This window comes from Lysinibacillus phoenicis (assembly GCF_047238325.1).
Classification (GTDB): Bacteria; Bacillota; Bacilli; order Bacillales_A; family Planococcaceae; genus Lysinibacillus; species Lysinibacillus irui.
In genome coordinates, this window is sequence record NZ_JBDFMP010000002.1 from 2726289 (window position 1) to 2746389 (window position 20101).

The 20101-nt window shown below is 37.3% G+C and carries 21 protein-coding genes and 1 other annotated feature; of the genes, 5 read left to right on the forward strand and 16 right to left on the reverse strand.

Going from position 1 to position 20101, the window contains the following annotated elements:
• Positions 1 to 119: 119 nt before the first annotated feature.
• The 3 genes from ABC382_RS15055 (at position 120) to ABC382_RS15065 (ending at position 3623) form a co-directional block, all read left to right on the forward strand.
• Positions 120 to 1379, forward strand: coding sequence for a sensor histidine kinase (locus ABC382_RS15055; protein WP_274795136.1), 1260 nt, complete (start codon positions 120 to 122; stop codon positions 1377 to 1379).
• Positions 1380 to 2258, forward strand: coding sequence for a response regulator (locus tag ABC382_RS15060; RefSeq protein ID WP_274795135.1), 879 nt, complete (start codon positions 1380 to 1382; stop codon positions 2256 to 2258).
• Positions 2259 to 2348: 90 nt separating this feature from the next.
• Positions 2349 to 3623, forward strand: a complete 1275-nt coding sequence (locus ABC382_RS15065) for a cation:dicarboxylate symporter family transporter (protein ID WP_312507626.1) — start codon at positions 2349 to 2351, stop codon at positions 3621 to 3623.
• Between the two features lie 45 nt (positions 3624 to 3668).
• Here the strand turns inward: ABC382_RS15065 and ABC382_RS15070 are convergent, their stop codons facing one another.
• The 10 genes from ABC382_RS15070 to ABC382_RS15115 form a co-directional block, all read right to left on the reverse strand.
• Positions 3669 to 4289: an RraA family protein gene (locus tag ABC382_RS15070; protein WP_274795133.1), complete on the reverse strand. Its 621-nt coding sequence runs from the start codon at positions 4287 to 4289 to the stop codon at positions 3669 to 3671.
• A gap of 136 nt (positions 4290 to 4425) precedes the next feature.
• Entirely contained in the window at positions 4426 to 5334 is a 909-nt protein-coding gene (locus ABC382_RS15075) for a methyl-accepting chemotaxis protein (protein WP_322605800.1), read from the reverse strand.
• An 80-nt stretch (positions 5335 to 5414) separates the two neighbouring features.
• Positions 5415 to 5942 (reverse strand): LOG family protein, encoded by a 528-nt coding sequence (locus ABC382_RS15080; RefSeq protein WP_274795131.1) that lies wholly within the window; start codon positions 5940 to 5942, stop codon positions 5415 to 5417.
• Between the two features lie 89 nt (positions 5943 to 6031).
• Positions 6032 to 6700 (reverse strand): deoxynucleoside kinase, encoded by a 669-nt coding sequence (locus ABC382_RS15085; RefSeq protein ID WP_322612067.1) that lies wholly within the window; start codon positions 6698 to 6700, stop codon positions 6032 to 6034.
• On the reverse strand, positions 6700 to 7335 hold the full coding sequence (locus ABC382_RS15090; RefSeq protein ID WP_274795129.1) for a deoxynucleoside kinase: 636 nt from the start codon (positions 7333 to 7335) through the stop codon (positions 6700 to 6702). The genes ABC382_RS15085 and ABC382_RS15090 overlap by 1 nt, the downstream gene beginning before the upstream one ends.
• Before the next feature lie 211 nt (positions 7336 to 7546).
• Positions 7547 to 9958 carry a heavy metal translocating P-type ATPase gene (locus ABC382_RS15095; RefSeq protein WP_412926955.1) on the reverse strand — a complete coding sequence of 804 codons (2412 nt, stop codon included), beginning with the start codon at positions 9956 to 9958 and terminating at the stop codon, positions 7547 to 7549.
• Positions 9959 to 10042: 84 nt separating this feature from the next.
• On the reverse strand, positions 10043 to 10249 hold the full coding sequence (copZ, locus tag ABC382_RS15100) for a copper chaperone CopZ (RefSeq protein ID WP_312507630.1): 207 nt from the start codon (positions 10247 to 10249) through the stop codon (positions 10043 to 10045).
• Positions 10250 to 10284: 35 nt separating this feature from the next.
• Positions 10285 to 10617, reverse strand: coding sequence for a metal-sensitive transcriptional regulator (locus ABC382_RS15105; RefSeq protein ID WP_312507631.1), 333 nt, complete (start codon positions 10615 to 10617; stop codon positions 10285 to 10287).
• 70 nt (positions 10618 to 10687) lie between these two features.
• Entirely contained in the window at positions 10688 to 11635 is a 948-nt protein-coding gene (locus tag ABC382_RS15110) for a cation diffusion facilitator family transporter (RefSeq protein WP_322612068.1), read from the reverse strand.
• 18 nt (positions 11636 to 11653) lie between these two features.
• Complete coding sequence (locus ABC382_RS15115) at positions 11654 to 11989, reverse strand: ArsR/SmtB family transcription factor (protein ID WP_312507633.1); 336 nt, start codon at positions 11987 to 11989, stop codon at positions 11654 to 11656.
• 139 nt (positions 11990 to 12128) lie between these two features.
• Between ABC382_RS15115 and tadA the strand changes: the two genes are divergently transcribed.
• A complete protein-coding gene (gene tadA, locus ABC382_RS15120) occupies positions 12129 to 12653 on the forward strand; it encodes a tRNA adenosine(34) deaminase TadA (RefSeq protein WP_322605804.1) in 525 nt (174 codons plus the stop codon).
• Between the two features lie 155 nt (positions 12654 to 12808).
• On the opposite strand, the gene ABC382_RS15125 is transcribed toward tadA, so the two are convergent.
• The 5 genes from ABC382_RS15125 to pdxS all read right to left on the reverse strand — a co-directional run bounded on the left by ABC382_RS15125 (position 12809) and on the right by pdxS (position 16647).
• On the reverse strand, positions 12809 to 12964 hold the full coding sequence (locus ABC382_RS15125; protein ID WP_322605806.1) for a sigma 54-interacting transcriptional regulator: 156 nt from the start codon (positions 12962 to 12964) through the stop codon (positions 12809 to 12811).
• Entirely contained in the window at positions 12927 to 13361 is a 435-nt protein-coding gene (locus tag ABC382_RS15130; RefSeq protein ID WP_322605807.1) for a transcriptional regulator, read from the reverse strand. Before ABC382_RS15130 ends, ABC382_RS15125 begins: the two co-directional genes overlap by 38 nt.
• Before the next feature lie 162 nt (positions 13362 to 13523).
• On the reverse strand, positions 13524 to 14804 hold the full coding sequence (gene serS / locus ABC382_RS15135; protein ID WP_322612069.1) for a serine--tRNA ligase: 1281 nt from the start codon (positions 14802 to 14804) through the stop codon (positions 13524 to 13526).
• Positions 14805 to 14932: 128 nt separating this feature from the next.
• Positions 14933 to 15148, reverse strand: a binding site (T-box leader).
• Between the two features lie 49 nt (positions 15149 to 15197).
• Positions 15198 to 15761, reverse strand: a complete 564-nt coding sequence (gene pdxT, locus ABC382_RS15140; protein ID WP_322612070.1) for a pyridoxal 5'-phosphate synthase glutaminase subunit PdxT — start codon at positions 15759 to 15761, stop codon at positions 15198 to 15200.
• 1 nt (position 15762) lies between these two features.
• Entirely contained in the window at positions 15763 to 16647 is an 885-nt protein-coding gene (gene pdxS / locus ABC382_RS15145; protein ID WP_274795118.1) for a pyridoxal 5'-phosphate synthase lyase subunit PdxS, read from the reverse strand.
• 102 nt (positions 16648 to 16749) lie between these two features.
• Here pdxS and pdxR point away from each other — a divergent pair, with 102 nt between their 5' ends.
• Positions 16750 to 18168: a MocR-like pyridoxine biosynthesis transcription factor PdxR gene (gene pdxR, locus ABC382_RS15150; protein WP_312507634.1), complete on the forward strand. Its 1419-nt coding sequence runs from the start codon at positions 16750 to 16752 to the stop codon at positions 18166 to 18168.
• 18 nt (positions 18169 to 18186) lie between these two features.
• Here pdxR and asnB read toward each other — a convergent pair whose 3' ends face one another.
• On the reverse strand, positions 18187 to 20022 hold the full coding sequence (asnB, locus tag ABC382_RS15155; protein ID WP_274795116.1) for an asparagine synthase (glutamine-hydrolyzing): 1836 nt from the start codon (positions 20020 to 20022) through the stop codon (positions 18187 to 18189).
• Positions 20023 to 20101: the final 79 nt, after the last annotated feature.

Genomic DNA, 20101 nt, shown 5'->3' on the forward strand with positions numbered 1-20101 from the left:
TTTCCGACTACGAATGTAGCCGTTTTTTTTTTGCCAAAATTGTATGTATTACTTGTTAGATACCACTTCCGCCTCGGTTGTGGTATTTTTTATTATATGAATGATGGGAGGTAGTTACAATGCAATCGAAATTATTTATGACGCGCGCTTCCCTTACTTGGATTTTCCTTATTGCTGTCATGACTGCAATTGGTAGTGAGATTAAAATTATGCCTTTTGCTAATACATCTTTCCGTTTTGGTTTAGGAACCATCATATTCTTTTTATGTACATTAATTAAACCTACACCCATTATTTTAGCTGGTGTTGCTACAAGTATAGTGACAACCTTTTTCCGTGTTTTTACTTCCTCATTACATGATGTTGCTATTTCAGAGAGTATATTTAACCATTTACCAGCGGCTTTATTTTATGTATTGTTTGCAGTATGCCTACAAATTTTAGATATCCAACAATACAGAGAAAAACCATTAAAGCTTGGTTTACTCGTCGCCTTTAGTGAGGTCATTAGTAATTTAGCAGAGCAAATTTTCCGCTTTTTTGTACAAACCTATACTTTTTTATTTCTTCATGACCTCCTGATTCTTTTAGCGGTCGCATTATTACGTAGTTTTTTTGTAGTCGGTGTGTATAGCTCTATTTTGATAGCAGAACAAAAAAAGCGTGTACAAGAAATGCTCAATATTGGATCCGACCTCTATGTAGAGACCCTGTATTTAAAAAAGTCCATGAATCATATTGAAACGATAACAGCTAGTGGATTTGAGTTATACCGACAGTTAAAAATTAAAGGTTATCGAGCGGAAAGTTTGCAAGCGCTTCATATTGCCCAGGAAATCCATGAAGTGAAAAAGGATTCACAGCGTATTTATGCTGGTATTTCTAAAATTGTTGGCGAAAGGAACTTCGGCCCTTTTGTATTATCTGAATTATTACATTATATTGAAGAAGGCAATAGTAAGTATGCTGAATTACTTGGTAAGAGTATACAATTCAAAACAACAATAGACTTTGATTTTCAAACAAAGGAACATATTGCATTACTTGCTCTTTTAAATAATTTATCTGCTAATGCAGTTGAAGCTATCGAAGGACAAGGTATCATATCTATTGCTATTCAACGCCAAGAGGATAATACTGTAATAACAGTATGTGATAATGGAAAAGGAATTTCTCAACAAGATTTATCTATTATCTTTGAACCTGGATACACCACGAAATATAATGATGATGGTGTAGCAGCAACTGGCATTGGGCTTTCACATGTTGCTGAACTAATAGAAAAATTAAAAGGCTCAATATCCGTTGAATCAAACAATCAATACACAACGTTTAAAATCACAATTCCTACGCAAACTATTCAAACGGGAGAGACTTAAATGAGGTATTTTATTGTAGACGATGATCGTGCAAGTCGTGTTATGTTAAAACAAATTATTGAAGATAGTGGGTTAGGTACAGTTATTGGTGAGGCTCGTAATGGTGAGGATGCCATACCACAAATTTTAATGACTCAGCCAGAGTTTGTGCTGATTGATTTACTGATGCCAAAACTTGATGGAATAGCAACAGTCGAACACCTTATTCAAAATCGCTTCGAGGGGCAATTTATCATGATTTCACAAGTTGTGAATAAGGAAATGGTCGGTGAGGCTTATGAACAAGGAATCGATTTCTTCATTCATAAACCAATTAACCGAATAGAAGTAGAAAATGTTTTGAAAAAAACTACTGAACAATTTCGACTAAAAAATTCTCTGTTAGTTATACGCCAATCACTTACTAATATTGAATTAAGTGAACAAAAGGCAAATAAAGCAACATCCCGAGACCATATTCAATCCATATTAAACGATATGGGAATTGTCGGTGAAATTGGTAGCGAAGATATTATAGCTATTATTGAAACATTACTTGCTCATCAGCATAAGATTGCACCACTTCCTCCATTAAAGGAGCTTTATGAGGAAATTGCCGCTGTTACAAAGGCTACACCTGATGAAATTTTGAAGGAAAGTAAAGCTATAGAACAGCGTGTGCGTAGAACAATACTAGCTGCCATGATTAATCTCGCTAATTTAGGTGTTGTTGATTACACTAACTCCGAATTTGAATACTATGCCCCGCGCTACTTCGATTTTAAAGAAATTCGTCAACTCATGACACAGATTGAAGACCATGATAATCGTAAAGCAAAAGTCAATATTAAGAAGTTTATTCAAGTGTTATATTCAGACATTTTAACAAAAGTAAATTAATTTTCTCGGATTTTGTCGGATTCCATAAGTCCTCCGTATTATTAAAGTAAGGCGTGTCCTAAAAATTTAATATTAGGGGGTACAAAGGGTTTGAAGAAGAAATTTAAAATCAGTCTAGCCGCTCAAATTTTAATCGGTTTGATTTTAGGGATCATTATTGGTGGTATCTTTTACGGGAACCCCAAGATTGAGACATATTTACAACCATTAGGGGATATCTTTTTACATCTTATTAAGATGATTGTTGTACCGATTATTATTTCTACATTAATCGTTGGTGTAGCTGGTACTGGAGACATGAAACAGCTTGGGCGATTAGGCGGGAAATCCATTATTTACTTTGAGATTATTACGACAGTAGCAATCGTAGTTGGATTACTTTCCGCAAACTTATTCCATCCTGGTACAGGTATTAACATGAGTGAACTATCTCAGGGGGATATTTCGAAATATGTAACAACTACTGAAGAAGTACAGCATGAGGGACCATTTGATATTATTGTAGGGATTGTCCCAACAAATATTATCCAGTCTATGGCTGAAGGTAATATGCTTGCGATTATTTTCTTCTCAGTTATTTTTGGTTTAGGGGTTGCTGCAGTTGGAGAACGAGGAAAACCAGTCTTAGACTTCTTCCAAGGGGTAGCAGACGCTATGTTCTGGGTAACTAACCTCGTAATGAAATTTGCTCCAATTGGGGTATTTGGTTTAATTGGTGTAACCGTTTCCAAATATGGATTTGCTTCACTGGTACCACTTGCTAAATTAGCTATCCTTGTTTATGCAACGATGCTATTCTTTATCTTTGTCGTTCTTGGACTTGTAGCAAAATTTGCAGGAATCAGCATCTTCTACTTAATTAAAGTATTAAAAGATGAGTTAATTTTAGCCTTTTCAACAGCAAGTTCTGAAGCTGTATTACCACGTATTATGTTAAAAATGGAGAAATTGGGTGCTCCAAAGGATATCGTATCCTTTGTTATTCCAACAGGTTACTCCTTTAACTTAGATGGATCCACGCTATACCAAGCGATTGCAGCATTATTTATTGCGCAAATGTACGGTATTCACCTAAGCATTGGTGAACAAATTACGTTAATGCTTGTATTGATGGTTACTTCTAAAGGGATTGCAGGTGTTCCAGGCGTATCATTCGTAGTACTTCTAGCAACTTTAGGTACTGTCGGCATTCCACTTGAAGGACTAGCATTTATTGCTGGTATTGACCGTATTCTTGATATGGGACGTACTGTTGTGAACGTAATTGGTAACTCATTAGCATCATTAGTTATGGCTAAATGGGAAGGCCGTTTCGATCGCGAAAAGATGAAAAATTACTTTAAAGATAATGAAAATTTAGCGTAATTTAAAAAAACTCTCACGATGTTGGATGGCATCGTGAGGGTTTTTTTACTTTCCAAGCACTTTATCTAAATAGGCAATGATCGATTCTTTTCCGTTTGCATGTGCCTCCTGTGCACGTGCCGCATCTTTTTCAAGTTTGGACTCTGCGGCTGCTACTATTCTTTCTGCATCTTCCATTGGTACGACAATAACGCCATCTACATCCCCAATAATATAATCACCAGGATGAACGGTTACTCCTCCAACGGCAATTGGAATATTTACTTGGCCACCACCATTTTTGTTGCCAGCTGCTACTGTTGTACCTAAAGCGAAAATAGGGAAATCCAACTCTCGAATCGCTGCTATATCACGGATCACTCCATCCACCACAAAACCTTGGACGCCCAGTCCCTTTGCTAAGGAAATAACGAAATCGCCCGCTACAGCTCGATTAGTATTTCCTTTTGCATCAATTACTAAGATATCCCCTTCATTGGCCGCTCTGATCGCTTCCAATACTGCACCATTCTCACCATCTGGTAAACGTACAGTTACTGCTCGTCCAGCTATTTTAAAATGATCGGCTAGTGGTTTAATTTCACTTCGCAAATTGGTATGCCCGCCTGTCGCATCAGATATAGCTGTCGTTGGTAGATGCTGAAAACTTACTTCCACTTTTGTCATACATAACACCCCTATTATTATGATTGATGAAAGCCTTACACCTATTATTGTAAATAAGAACCATATACTATTTCAATATTTCTCGGATACTAAAGGAAACTTTTGTTAAGCCCATATTTTCTTATGAATGATACTATTAAATGATTTCGATAAACTGCTTTGATTGCTCATCTAATGCTTCAGCAGCAGATGCAATTTCATTAAAATCATTTGTCGTGACGGTAATTTGTTGATTCGTCTTATCTACTTTTTCAGCAATTCTTGTAATACTATCTGTCACTTGTCCGATTTCCCGTTCTATCCCCTCAACATTCTCCTTCACTTGTGAAATGGACTGCTCAACCCTAACTGAAAGCTTTCGTACCTCTTTGGCCACGACATCAAAACCTCTACCATATTCTCCTGCTCTAGCTGCTTCAATAGCTGCATTTAAAGCTAATAAGTTTGTTTGTGAGGCAATCTCTTGAATAGTCTTCACAATCCCTTTAATAGAATCTGCTTGTTTTTGAAGCTTCACGAGGTTACTAACATTTTCATTAGACTCTTGTGAAACCGCTTTAATTGTTTTTAGTAAGTCTTGGCTATTTTGAATACCTGTCTCAGAACGATGATAAAGCTCTTTAGACATGCCTTTCAATTTGTCTGCTACATTTACTATTTCATTTTGACGCTCAGTAATATTGGTCGCAATTTTAGAGACACCAATTACTTGTCTTGTATTGTTTGCAAAAACCGGCATATATGTTGCCTCAAGCCAAATGATATTGCCATTCGCATCCATTCTCTCAATTTTATCCTGATAACTGTTTCCTGCTGTTAAATTGCGCCAAAACTTATCATACTCCATACTATTACTGAAATCGGGGAGACAAAATTCTTTATGATGCTTTCCTAGCATCTCTTGTACTGTATAGCCTAGCGTTTGAGCGAATAGCTCATTTACATAGGCTACTTTTCGATCCATATCAAAACGGATAATTGCAATATTACGTTCAATGGCTTGAACTACTAAATCATCGGTTACTTGAGCTTCTACACTGTGCATAAACAATACCCCTTTTACTATTTTTTTACTTATAATAATTTATTTTACTTTTATATTCGGTAAAAAACATGGGTAATGTTTCACCCATGTTTTTTTAATAAGCTCAATATCTCTTCCGAAGAAGTAGCTACGCAAAAAAGTTCTTTTTGTTCAGCACGTATAAAACCTTCCTCCAACATGATTTTGAAATGCTGTAAGAGGGCATCATAAAATCCATGGACATTATATAAAATGACAGGCTTGGCATGAAGTCCAATTTGTGCCCAGGTAAATACCTCAAAGTATTCATCTAAAGTACCTGCACCCCCAGGAAGAGCGATAAATGCATCAGCCAACTCTGCCATTTTTGCTTTACGAATATGCATTGAATCTACAAAATGAATCTCTGTCAATGAGGCATGAGCCAATTCTCGCTTCTGTAAGTGAGTTGGCATCACACCAATTACTTCTCCACCCGCTGCTAAAACAGCATCTGCAACCTTACCCATTAATCCTGTTTTAGAACCACCATAGACAACACCATGGCCGTTTTTCGCTAGTGAAGTACCTAGCTCAGAGGCCTTTTCAGCAAAAATGGGACTTTTCCCTAAACCGGATCCACAATACACTGCAATTCTTATAATAATCCCTCCTATTCAAAAAACGTGAAACAATCAGCTACATATTGTCTCACGTTTTTTGGTCATTTATTATAATTCTATTTTCGTAAATGGCTTGTTTGTTTTAGCATATGACTGATACGGCTCACAATTGATTCAATGGCATCAGGATTTTTTAATAAATCATAATCATTAATATCTAAACGTAGAACTGGACAGGAGTTAAAATTATTAATCCAGTTTTCATAGCGTTCATGCATTTCTATCCAATAATCATTTGGTGTTTGTTGCTCCATTGCTCGTCCACGTTCTTGAATACGTCCAATAACTGCATTAATTGGTCCCTCAAGATAGACAAGCAAATCGGGATGTGGGAAATATGGTGTCATCACCATAGCATCAAACAGATTCGTATACGTTTCATAATCAGTTGGGCTCATTGTCCCTTTATCAAAATGCATCTTAGCAAAAATGCCAGTATCCTCATAAATGGATCGATCTTGTATAAATCCTCCACCATATTCAAAAATACGCTTCTGTTCTTTAAAACGCTCTGCTAAAAAGTAAACTTGTAAATGAAAGCTCCATTTTTCAAAGTCCTCATAAAATTTATCAAGATATGGATTTGTATCTACTTTTTCAAATGATGTACGAAAATTTAGTGCTTCTGCTAGCGCCTTTGTCATCGTTGATTTTCCTACACCCACTGTACCAGCAATCGTGATAACGGTTTGAGGCGGAATATCGTACTTCTCTCTTAAATTCATTATTGCAAACTCCTTTGTTGTAACGTGTCTTTAATTATCTTTAAAACGTAATTTAAATCATGTGGATTTTTGACAAAATCAAGCTGATCCCCATTAAATCGAATAACTGGAATTTCAGGATGCATTTCCTCAAAATGCTCGATAAACGAATGATAATCAGCCACAAGCTGCTCCATATAATCACGTGAAATCATCTTTTCAAATTCTCGACCACGCATTGCGATACGCTTCATTAATGTTTCGACGCTAGCTTGTAAATAAACCACTACATTTGGAACAGGCATATCTTTTGTTAAAATCCCATATATTTCCTCGTATTTCTCATACTCAGTTGGTGCCAATGTTCGCTTGGCAAATATTAAATTTTTAAAAATATGGTAGTCTGCTACAACAGGTTTGGCTTCTGCTAATCGAAACTTTTTTATATCAGTTAATTGTTTATAACGATTACAAAGAAAGAACATTTCGGTTTGGAAACTCCATTCCTCTATGTTTTCATAAAATTTATTTAAAAAAGGGTTTTCGTCTACAATTTCTTTTAATAGATGGTAATTTAATGTTGCTGCTATCTCTTTCGATAAAGAGGTTTTACCAACACCAATCGGACCTTCTACCGTAACAAATGGAACCGTCACTAGAAGTTCCTCCTTTTATTCTATGGATTCTATCATCGTGCCCCGCTCGCTGACACCTCATTTATTAAATGAATCAGTACCGTTCATTGTATCATAGTGGGAAAATGAAAAACAGAATCAACCTATTATTCTAGTAAATTTAAAAGTGAAATTTCTCCTCCAAATAAATAAAAAAGACATCGAGAATATACTTCTCAATGCCTTTCATACTTTATAATTTTACTCGCTGTAATCGTAATGCATTTAATACTACCGATACCGAGCTGAAAGCCATCGCAGCACCAGCTACCCATGGAGCAAGTAGACCAATTGCAGCAATAGGAATACCTAACGTATTGTATGCAAAAGCCCAAAATAGATTTTGTTTGATATTACGCATTGTTTTGCGACTCATCAGAATGGCATCTGCGATACTATTTAAGTCGCCACGAATAAGTGTTATGTCTGCCGCTTCCATCGCCACATCAGTTCCTGTACCAATGGCCATTCCGATATTGGCAGTTGCCAGCGCAGGCGCATCATTAATGCCATCACCCACCATTGCTACTTTTTTCCCTTGAGCTTGTAGCTTTTTCACCTCATCTGCCTTGCCTTCTGGTAAGACTTCAGCAATGACATGATTTACTCCTACCTCTGAGCCTATTGCTTGAGCTGTACGTTCATTGTCACCCGTCATCATAATGACCGTAATACCCATATCCTGAAGTCGATGTATGGCTTCTTTTGACGTATCTTTAACTGTATCAGCGACAGCTACTAAACCTGCATATTGACCATTGATAGCAGCTAGCATTGCTGTTTTACCGTTTCGCTCAAGTTGCTCCATTGTTGGTAAAATATCATCAATTTGAATACCATATTGCTGCATTAATTTACGTGTTCCAATGACAACACCCTGACCTGCGACAGTCGCCTGCACACCATAACCTGGGATTGCTTCGAAAAATTGGACTTCACCTAATGCTATACCACGTTCCTCTATACCATGTACTATGGCTTCAGCAAGTGGATGCTCTGACTGTTTCTCAGCTGCCCCAATTAATGATAAAAAGCGTCCTTCATCTTGTGCTGGAGCTAATAGAACATCCGTTAGCTCTGGTTTACCATGTGTCACTGTACCTGTTTTATCTACAACAACTGTATCAATACTTTGCGTTTGCTCTAAATGTTCTCCACCCTTAAATAAAATACCAAATTCAGCTGCACGACCTGAACCTGCCATGATAGACGTTGGCGTTGCTAATCCAAGAGCACAAGGACAAGCAATGACAAGAACTGCAATTAAAACCTCTAAAGCGGGTGTAAATTCTCCTGGGCGGACCCAAATAATCCAAACTAAAAATGTTACCAATGCAATACCGACAACGATTGGTACAAAAACCCCTGATATTTGGTCTGCTAAGCGTTGAATGGGTGCTTTTGATCCTTGAGCATCTTCAACCACTTTAATGATTTGTGCTAACGCTGTATCACGACCAACCTTAGTTGCTGTCATTTTAATAAAACCATTTTTATTAATAGTGGACCCAAATAATTGATCGCCCTGTTTTTTATCAACTGGCAGACTTTCACCTGTAAGCATTGATTCATCAACAGCTGTTGATCCCTCTAATACCTCTCCATCGACAGGAATTTTCTCCCCTGGTTTTACTAGAATAACATCGCCAATGATAACTTCTTCTAAAGGAACCTCTTTTTCTACACCGTCACGTACAACCACAGCCGTTTTAGCTTGAAGTCCCATCAGTTTTTTTATGGCTTCAGAAGAACGCCCCTTTGCTTTGGCCTCAAATAATTTCCCTAATAAAATTAATGTAATTAAAACCGCACTCGTTTCAAAATAAAGATGGGGGCCATGGTGAGACCCTATCGTTACGATTGCTTGATAGACACTATAGAAATACGCAGCAGATGTCCCCATGACGACAAGTACATCCATATTTGCACTACCGTTACGTAAAGCTTTGTAGGCTCCTACATAAAATTGCTTACCTATAATAAATTGTACTGGTGTTGCTAACACCATTTGAACCCAAGGATTCATAAGAAATTCTGGTACATATAAAAACGATGTAAAGGAAAAATGTCCAACCATCGTCCAAAGCAGTGGTAATGAAAGAATAGCCGACAGAATAAATTTGCGTTGTTGCTGTTTAATGGCTTTTTCTCGATGGTCCACCGTTTCTGCCTCTTCTTCTTTTTGATGAGCCCCATAGCCTAGCTTCTCTACCTTCACAATGATATCTGTGATGGATACTTCTGATGGATTAAACTCAATCATTGCCTTTTCAAGTGCTAAGTTTACATTGGCAGAAGAGATACCGCTTAGCTTATTTAACCCTTTTTCAATGCGAGTGGCACAGGCTGCACACGTCATCCCTGTAATTTCAAGTTCAGCTTTTTGTTTAACAACACCATAACCAAGTGCTTCTATTTTCTTTTCAAAATCTTCTTCACTCAACTTTGCTGGATTGTACTTAATAGACGATTTTTCAAGTGCTAAATTAACCGTTGCTTGTTCTACACCATCCATTTTATTTAAACCTTTTTCTATCCGAGTGGCACAGGCTGCACATGTCATACCTGTAATTTGCAAATTCGCCTCTTTTATATCAGAACTCATTTACCTTTCACCTCTCCTTATACCAACCAGGGGTATATAAATTTGAAAATAAGAGAGTGCTACAGGAGCACTCTATTGATACTACTATTTTACGTCGTAGCCTTGATCATCAATTGTTTCTTTAATTTGGTCAAGTGACACTTGTGCTTCATCAAAAGCAACATCCACTAAACCTTCTGCTAAATTAACTTTTACTTGTTCTACACCAGCTAAAGCACCAACACTTTTTTCCACTGCATTTACACAGTGACCACATGACATTCCTTGTACATTTAACGTTACATTTTGCATAATAAATCTCTCCTTTTAAATAATAGTTTAAACATCTATTTTTTCATTAACTTTTGAATCGTTACTACTAATTCATCTAATACTGCTTCATCGCCCTCTGATAGACGATCTACAACACAACCCTTTAAATGCCCTTCTAATAATATTTTCGCTACACTATTTAAAGCTGACTGTGTGGCAGACAGTTGCGTAATAATATCATCACAGTAAACGTCTTTTTCAATCATTCCCTTTATGCCCCGAATTTGACCTTCAATACGGTTTAATCGAGTCGTTAAATCCTTTTTTACACGCTCAGGATGATGACTTTTTCGACAAGACGTAGTTTCCTCTGTATGACAAGCATCTTTATTTACTATGTCTTCCATTCACTACACCTCCTATTTCACTTCAATCATACTATACCCACGAAGGGTATGCAAGCTACAAATTTTTTTTTTATTCATGATGATGTTCATGGTCATTTTTCAATTGGCATAAAATTGAACTTTCATGTTGATGTGATGCTGTTTCTAATTGAATCGTTACATGCTTAATGCCCTGATGCTCAAGATTATGTTCAATTTTTCGTAATATATGCTCACTATCAGCTATTTTTAATTGATCATTAACGACTGCATGACAGGACAATGCATTTGTTCCACTAGTAATTGTCCAGATGTGTAAATCGTGGATACTCTCTACTCCTTCAGTTTGTTCAATTAACTGAATAATTTCCTGAACATCTACATTTGAAGGTGTTCCCTCCATTAAAACATGAATGGCAGCTTTAGTGACATAGTAGCCACTTCTTACTACCAATAAAGCAACAATAACGCTTGCAAGTGGATCTGCCCATCCCCAACCAAAAAACATAATCAATAGCGCCGCTACAATAGCCCCTACAGACCCTAGCATATCACTAAGCACATGTAAAAAAGCGCCACGCATATTTAAATTATCCTTTGTATCACTACCTCGCATCATAATCCATGCTACTAAAATGTTAATTAACAAACCAATTGTGCTAATAACAAGCATTCCTGTAGTAGCTACTTCAGGAGGATTAGCAAAGCGTTCAATCGCTTCGTAAAAAATAAATAATGCTATACCTATTAGTGTAATGCCATTCAGCACTGCAGCTAATATTTCAAATCGTTTATAACCATAGGTCTTACTATAACTAGCAGCTTTTTCTCCAAACGCAAAAGCTAACATGGCAATGCCCAAAGAAATAGAGTCACTTAACATATGCCCTGCGTCTGATAATAGAGCCAAACTATTTGTTAAAAAGCCACCAATCGCTTCAATTATCATATACCCTGTAATAATAATAAATGACAGTAATAATACTTTTTTATTTGCGCCATGAGTATGATCATGAGCGTGATCGTGATGATGTCCCATTTTTATTCCTCCCATCATTTAGTTATGAGCTGCATGCTCAATTGCCTGCTTTAATAAATTCATAATGTGATCGTCGTCCTTGGAATAATACAGTGTTGTTCCTTCTCTTCTAAACTTCACTAACCGTAAATTTTTTAGAAAGCGTAATTGATGAGAAACGGTTGATTGCCCTAAATCTAAAATTTCCGCAATATCATTTACAGAATGTTCATCTTTGCATAGTAAGTTTAAAATTCGAATGCGAGTTGGATCACTTAATGCCTTAAAGGTTTGAGATACTACAAATAGTGTTTCTTCATCTAAATGCTGATCAGCGTTTTTCTGTGCTTCTAAACTTGTTAATTTATCATCCATAAAAGTTTACCCTACCCTTCAATATTTATATATGAGCATGTGTTCATATATAAATATATATGGTTATATTAGGAATGTCAACGCTAAAAGTAGCAATTACCAATCCAGCACGCTACACTACTATTAAGGAGAGATATGAGTGGATATTTTTGAAACAGATCGCTTTTTTATGAAGCAAGCATTAGAGGAAGCACATCTGGCTGCTTCACTTGGAGAAGTTCCGATTGGCGCAGTACTTGTTTATAAGGGAATTGTTATTGCACGTGCCCATAATTTAAGAGAAACAACACAAAATGCGACTACCCATGCTGAGCTGTTGGTTATTCAAGAAGCCTGCAAAAAAATAGGTAGTTGGCGTCTCGAAGATACAACGCTTTATGTTACATTAGAGCCTTGCCCTATGTGTGCAGGAGCTATTCTACAATCTCGAGTGCCCCGTGTTGTTTATGGTGCAAGAGACCAAAAGGCTGGCTGTGTCGATTCCCTTTATCGTTTATTAAATGATGAACGTTTTAATCATGAATGTGATGTAACAGAAGGTGTTTTAGCTGAAGAGTGCGGGAAAATTTTAACTGACTTTTTTAAAGCTTTACGAGAGCGTAAAAAAGCTGCGAAAAAGGCAAGAATTGCTGAAATCACCGAGAAAGATGGAGCCAGAAACTAAAGAAGGTGCCTCCTAATGAGACACCTTCTTTTTTATATTTAAGGGAATGGCAAGCAAAGTACCACCGTTTGCCTCCTGTAACTTACCACTTATCTCTTCATTTTCTGAGCCATAAAGCTGTGTAAAAATATTATCCTCTGCTAATGTCGAACAGTTCAATGTAATAAACGAGGCTTTGTAAAGCGCTCGCTTTCATTATGAATACCCTGAACGACAATATCTTTCCCTGACCCTGTTTCCCCTGTCAGCAATATCGGAGCGTTTTTCTTAGCACTACGACGAGCCTTTTCTAGTTGGGCCTTCATCTGCATTGGTCGTTATAAAATCGTCTAGACGATAGGTTGTATAATTATCTCGGTATAGCTTATGTCCCAGGAAATTATCTAAGTATTTTATTTGCTTACTTTCATAAAAATGCTTTGAAAATTCAATTGCGCCAAAGGTTCTGCCTTGCTCTATAATAGGATAGGTTGAGCTTAATGATAGATAACTAAAACCATTTAGAGTCGTTAATTGTTGTTCGTAATTTAAAATTGGTTGTCCTGTTTGCATCACTTTAAATATGGTACTTGTTTCAGATGATAAATTTTGATAATTATCAGTCACAGTACTGTGAAAAAATTCATCTGGTGTTAAGCCGATTGCCAATAATATATTTAAATCTGCTAAATCATAAAAAATTGCACAGCCTTTATCATCTGTGAACATTATCAAATTCACTTAAGGCATGTGCGAAATGGTGTAAATCCATGAATATTACCCAGTATAACGAATTTTCAAAAATTATGAGAGATTTCAATTTTGGACATCAAAAAAGCTATTTTAGATTACCTGTTTAAAGGATCGTCTAAAATAGCTTTTACATGTTATTTAATTAGGCGCAATTACTTCTTTACCACCCATGTATGGTCTTAAAACTTCAGGAATTACTACGCTTCCATCTGCTTGTTGGTAGTTTTCTAAAATAGCTGCAACTGTACGTCCAATCGCAAGACCTGAACCGTTTAATGTGTGAACATATTCTGGTTTTGCATTTGGCTCACGACGGAAGCGGATATTTGCTCGTCGTGCTTGGAAATCCTCAAAGTTAGAGCAAGAAGAAATTTCACGGTACATGTTTTGTGCTGGGATCCAAACTTCCAAATCATATTTCTTCGCTGCAGTAAATCCTAAATCAGCAGTACACATTTTTAGTTTACGATACGGTAAGCCTAGTAATTGCAGTACTTTTTCAGCATGACCTGTTAACAGCTCTAATTGCTCATATGACTCCTCTGGTTTTACAAAGCGTACTAATTCTACTTTGTTGAATTGGTGCTGACGGATTAAACCACGTGTATCACGACCCGCAGAGCCTGCCTCTGAACGGAAGCATGCACTGTATGCAGCAAAACCTTGGGGTAAAGCTTCAGCAGGTAAAATTTCATCACGGTAGAAGTTTGTAACTGGTACCTCTGCTGTTGGAATCATGAAATAATCTGTTTCCTCTAATTTAAATACATCTTCCTCAAACTTAGGTAACTGTCCTGTACCCGTTAAGCTATCGCGATTAACAATGACAGGTGGCAGCATTTCCTCATAGCCATGCTCTTCTGCATGTAAATCCATCATAAATGTCATAAGTGCTCGTTCTAAGCGAGCCCCAAGCCCACGGTAGAATAAGAAACGGCTACCTGTTACTTTTGCACCTCGTTCAAAGTCAACAATCTTCAAATCAGTAGCAAGATCCCAGTGTGCCTTAATGTCAAAATCAAATGTTGGAATATCGCCCCAAGTATATTCTTCTACATTGTCATCCTCTGTTGTGCCTACTGGTACAGATTCATGTGGAATGTTTGGCAAGCGCATCATCATATCTTTAAATCGCTCTTCTACATCATTTAGTTGAACATCTAGCTCTTTAATTTCATCGCCAACTTGACGCATACGAGCAATCACTTCATCTGCATTTTCCTTGTTGCGTTTCATAATTGAAATTTGTTCAGATACTTTATTTCGTTCTGCTTTTAATTCTTCTGTTTTAGCAATTAACTCACGACGCTTTGCATCTAAATCCTCAAAATCATCTAAGTTTCCTAAATCTTCATTACGTGTTAATAGCATTTCTTTAATTTCCGCGAAATTATCGCGTACGCGTTTAATATCTAACATAGTCATACCTCCAGTAGTTTAATGATGGGAATTGTTGCATCCTTTAAGTCTTGATATAATTTCGTCCGGCGGTTTATTCAAATGTTCGATTTTAAATAAAAATAAACACAAAAAAGCCCCCATCCCTAAAAAGGGACGAGAGCTACCCGCGTTGCCACCCTAATTGATTAGGCATATGCCTAATCCACTTATTTCATAACGGCATTTCAGCCGGCAGCAGCCTACTTACATTACTTCGACTGTGCAACTCCAGGACGGATTCACAAGTGCTTTTATCAGCTTCCACCAACCGCTGACTCTCTAAAAAAAACGTGCTTGTTACTACTTCCCATCATCGTGTTCAGTTATTTAAATTTTAACCATACTGTACTATATGAAAACAAATTTTGCAAGTCATACCATAGAGGATACAAAATATTCTAGAATTCTTGAATCTCCGGTTAATTCTGGATGAAATGAACAACCCAATAAATGATTATCTCTCGCTAAGATAATTTTTCCCTCATATTCAGCAAGAATTTCAACATTTTTACCAACTGCTTTAATATGAGGCGCTCGAATAAATACCGCTGGAATGTCTATTCCTATTTTAGGGATATCCAGTTGTATTTCAAAGCTATCTACCTGACGACCAAATGAGTTTCGTGCGACTATGACATCCATAACTGCCAAATGTGCTTCATCATCCACTAGATGGCTAGCTAATAAAATTAATCCTGCACATGTCCCAAACATAGGCAAACCTTGCTGAGCAAGTTCACGAATCGGCTCTAGTAAGTCAAAGCGATCAAGCAATTTTCTCATGGTTGTGCTTTCCCCACCCGGTAACACAAGACCATCGAGGTTTATTAAATCTTTCTTATGTTTTACTTGGATGACTTCACAGTTAAGGGCTTCTAGCATTTTAACATGCTCACGTATAGCTCCTTGTAGTGCTAACACACCTATTCGTTTCATCCTACCAACCTCGCTCCTGCATACGTTCGCTTTGCCCAAGCTGTGCAATATCAATACCTTTCATTGGTATGCCAAGTTCCTTTGATATTTCTGCAATAAGCTTATAATCTTTATAATGGGTAGTCGCCTCTACGATAGCACGAGCAAATTTTTCCGGGTTTTCAGATTTGAAAATACCAGAACCAACGAAAACGCCATCAGCACCAAGTTCCATCATTAATGCAGCATCGGCTGGTGTAGCCACACCTCCTGCGGCAAAATTTACTACTGGTAAACGACCAAGACGTTTGATGTCTCTTAATAATTCGAAAGGAGCTCCTAATAATTTCGCCTCTGTCATTAGTTCATCCTCTGTCATGCCTACGATTTTACGTACCTGACCATTTACTTTGCGAATATGTCGAACTGCCTCCACAATATTTCCTGTTCCTGGTTCGCCCTTTGTACGTAACATGGATGCTCCTTCTCCAATTCGACGTGCTGCTTCTCCTAAATCACGACAGCCACACACAAACGGTACTGTATAATCACTTTTTAATAAATGGTACTCTTCATCGGCTGGTGTGAGGACCTCACTTTCGTCAATATAGTCTACACCCATTGCTTCTAAAACACGTGCTTCCACAATATGGCCAATACGGGCTTTTGCCATAACAGGAATAGAAACGGCCTCCATTACCTCCTCAACAATGCGAGGATCTGCCATACGTGCAACACCACCTGCTTTGCGAATATCTGAAGGTACTCTCTCTAATGCCATAACAGCAACTGCTCCAGCAGCTTCTGCAATTTTGGCCTGTTCTGCATTAATGACATCCATAATGACGCCACCCTTCTGCATTTCTGCCATCCCACGTTTTACTAGCTCTGTTCCTATTTGTTTCATTTTCTAACCTCCACCTTTATGATGAAATTTAGTATAATGGAAATTGACCATATAAAAATAACCAGTTTTCAAAATAATTATAAGGTCAGGAGGTTTTAAAACATGGATATGCTTTTATTTCAACTCGAAAAAAATAGTGATAAACCGCTGTATGATCAGCTTTATAACGGCATAAAGGAGGCCATTATTTCTAAGAAAATAGCTGTAGGAGAAAAATTACCATCAAAAAGGAAATTAGCTGATTTTTTGAATATTTCTCAAACAACCATTGAAATTGCCTATGCCCAATTACTGGCTGAAGGTTATATTATGTCCAAATCACGCATTGGCTATTTTGTAGAAGAAATTGATGAGCTTCCCTATATTCAGCAGGACTCTGAAACCTCTTTCAGAGAGCATCCTAAGAAAAAATCATACAAAATTGATTTTAATCCTGGTTCTATCGATATTGATGCCTTCCCATTCCAAACGTGGAGAAAGTATGCGAAAGAGCTTTTTGACGATACCTCAAAGGAATTATTACTAACAGGTGAACCACAAGGAGAACTTTCTTTACGCACTGAGATTGCTAATTATTTATATCAATCGCGTGGGGTAGTGTGTAATCCTGAGCAAATTGTTGTTGGCTCTGGTACTGAACAGCTTCTTCCTATGATTTTAAGACTTTTTAGTGATGATACCTGCTTTGCCTTAGAAAACCCAGGATACCCTGCCGTGCATCGCATGTTTTCACAGTATAAACGACAAGTTCAACCCATCGCCGTTGATGAAGAGGGAATTATTATTCATGAGCTTGAGAGAACAAGTGCTAATGTTGTTTACATTACGCCGTCACATCAATTCCCTACTGGCGCGGTATTATCTGCGACACGACGTGCACAGGCTTTAAATTGGGCGGCCCAAAGTTCCTCTCGCTATATTATTGAAGATGATTATGATTCAGAATTTCGTTATGCTGGTAAACCAATTCCTGCACTACATGCCTTAGATCGAAATGATAAAGTTATTTACATGAGCACCTTTACAAAATCATTAATGCCTTCTTTGCGTGTAGCTTATTTTGTACTTCCTCCTAAACTACTCGCAACATATAGTGATGTATTTAACTATTATTCTTCTACGGTGCCTCGTTTCGACCAACATATCGTGGCAAATTTTATGCGTGACGGTCATTTTGCAAAGCATCTCAATCGAATGCGCAAGGTTTATCGTAAAAAGCATGATAAGCTAACTTCTATATTAGAAAAGTATTCATCAACGATTAAAATTACTGGTGAGCAAGCTGGAATGCATATTTTATTAGATGTTCAACACACATTATCCGAGAAACAATTGCAACTGCTTGCTGCTCAATCAGAGATTGGGATTTATCCCTTATCTGATTATAGACTAGACCATTGTGAATCTTCACAAGCTCAATTTTTACTTGGCTTTGGTGGGATACCTGTTCATACAATTGAACGATCCATTGAACAATTGATGGATTGTTGGGGAATACAAAAAAATGACCCATCTAGTTAGTAGATGAGTCATTTTTTATTACGTTTCAATTAATTGTATTTGATAATGTTCAAACCAAGTATGAATTTGCCCTAGGTACGCTAAAAGCTGTGGCCCTGCCATTAGTTGCCCATACCAAGGGATCTTGAATGAGCTTCCTCCAGAGTCTATTAATTCTAAAAGTTTTTTGTTGTCAAATAGTTCATGTAGTATCGAATTTTTATTTTGAAGGATTTCTTTTAACCACTTTTGAATACCTGCTGTATAAACTGGGTGATACGTTTTAGGATAAGGGTTCTTTTTACGATACAACACCTCATCAGGCAATAACTGAGCCATCGATTTTCGTAGTAAACCCTTTTCTATGCCATCCAAGTTCTTCATTTCCCACGGAATATTCCAAGCATATTCCACAAGACGATGATCTGCAAAAGGAACACGTACCTCTAAACTTGCCCCCATACTCATACGATCCTTGCGCTCTAGCAAAGTCTGCATAAACCAAGTCATATTCAAATAAAACATTTCGCGATGTCTAGCTTCTTCAGAACTTTCTCCATCCAACAACGGTACTTCAGCTATTGTTTGCGTATATAGTTGATGTGCAAAGGATTCAATCTTTAATTTTTTATTCCACTTCTCTTGTAGCAATGCATTTCTTTCAGATAAAGATCGAATCCACGGAAAGCCCGTTGTCTTTTCTTTAAACCAAGGGTATCCACCAAAAATCTCATCTGCGCACTCCCCTGATAACGCTACTGTAAAATCTCTTTTTATCTCTCGGCAAAACCATAATAAGGATGAGTCTACATCTGCCATACCAGGTGAATCTCGGACAATGGCCGATTCAACTAATAAATCAATTAATTGTTGCTGAGTAATTTCCTCTGCGTGATGTGCCGTCTGAAATGTGTCAGTCATTTTTTGAATCCAGTACGTATCTGTTGATGTTTGGAAAGTATGTGGATTAAAAAAGCGTTCATTATCCTCATAATCAATAGAATAGGTATGCAATTGTTTATTTTGTTGTTGAAACCTATTTGCTGCAATACCGGTTATAATACTAGAATCCAATCCACCTGAAAGAAATGTACAGATAGGGACATCCGAAACCAACTGTCGTTCAATTGCATCAGTTAACAAAAAGCGAATGCGCTCAATAGTCTCGCCTAATGATTCTTCATGCTTTTGGCTATGTAACTGCCAATACTGCCACTTTCTTAAGCCTTCTCTAGTAAAACGCATAGCATACCCTGGTCTTAATTCTTCAATATCTTTAAAAAGTGTCTTGCCTGGTGCTCTTGAGGGCCCCACAGCCATCATACTTGCCAATCCTTCAGTATTTACACTTGCTTGAACCATTGGGTGTGCCAACAATGCTTTCACTTCAGATGCGAAAAGAACACCATCCTTTAATTCTGTATAATACAATGGCTTCACACCTAATCGGTCTCTGCATAAAAACAGTGATTGTGTTTGCTCATCCCATACACCAAAGGCAAATATGCCATTTAGAAAATCTACACATTGCTCTTTCCATTCAATATACGCAGTTAATAATACTTCTGTATCTGAATGTGTTGTAAAACTGTGCCCTCTTTTTTGAAGTTCTTTACGAACCTCTTCGGTATTATAAAGTTCGCCATTATATGTAATGACATAGTTTACCCCATCATGTATTTTTTTCATTGGCTGTTTACCACCAATTAGATCGATAACAGCTAGTCGTCGATGGCCAAATGCAATATGCTCACTACACCAAATATTTTCATCATCAGGCCCTCTCTTATTTAATGTTTGGGTCATTCGTTTTAAGATCATATCACTTGTTCTTAAATCCTTTTGAAAGCTAGCCCATCCTGTAATGCCACACATTTAGCCACATCCTTTCGCCTATTAGCGTATGCTGTACGGTTCAAAAATGTGAAAAAGCACATGAATGCTAAGTACATTC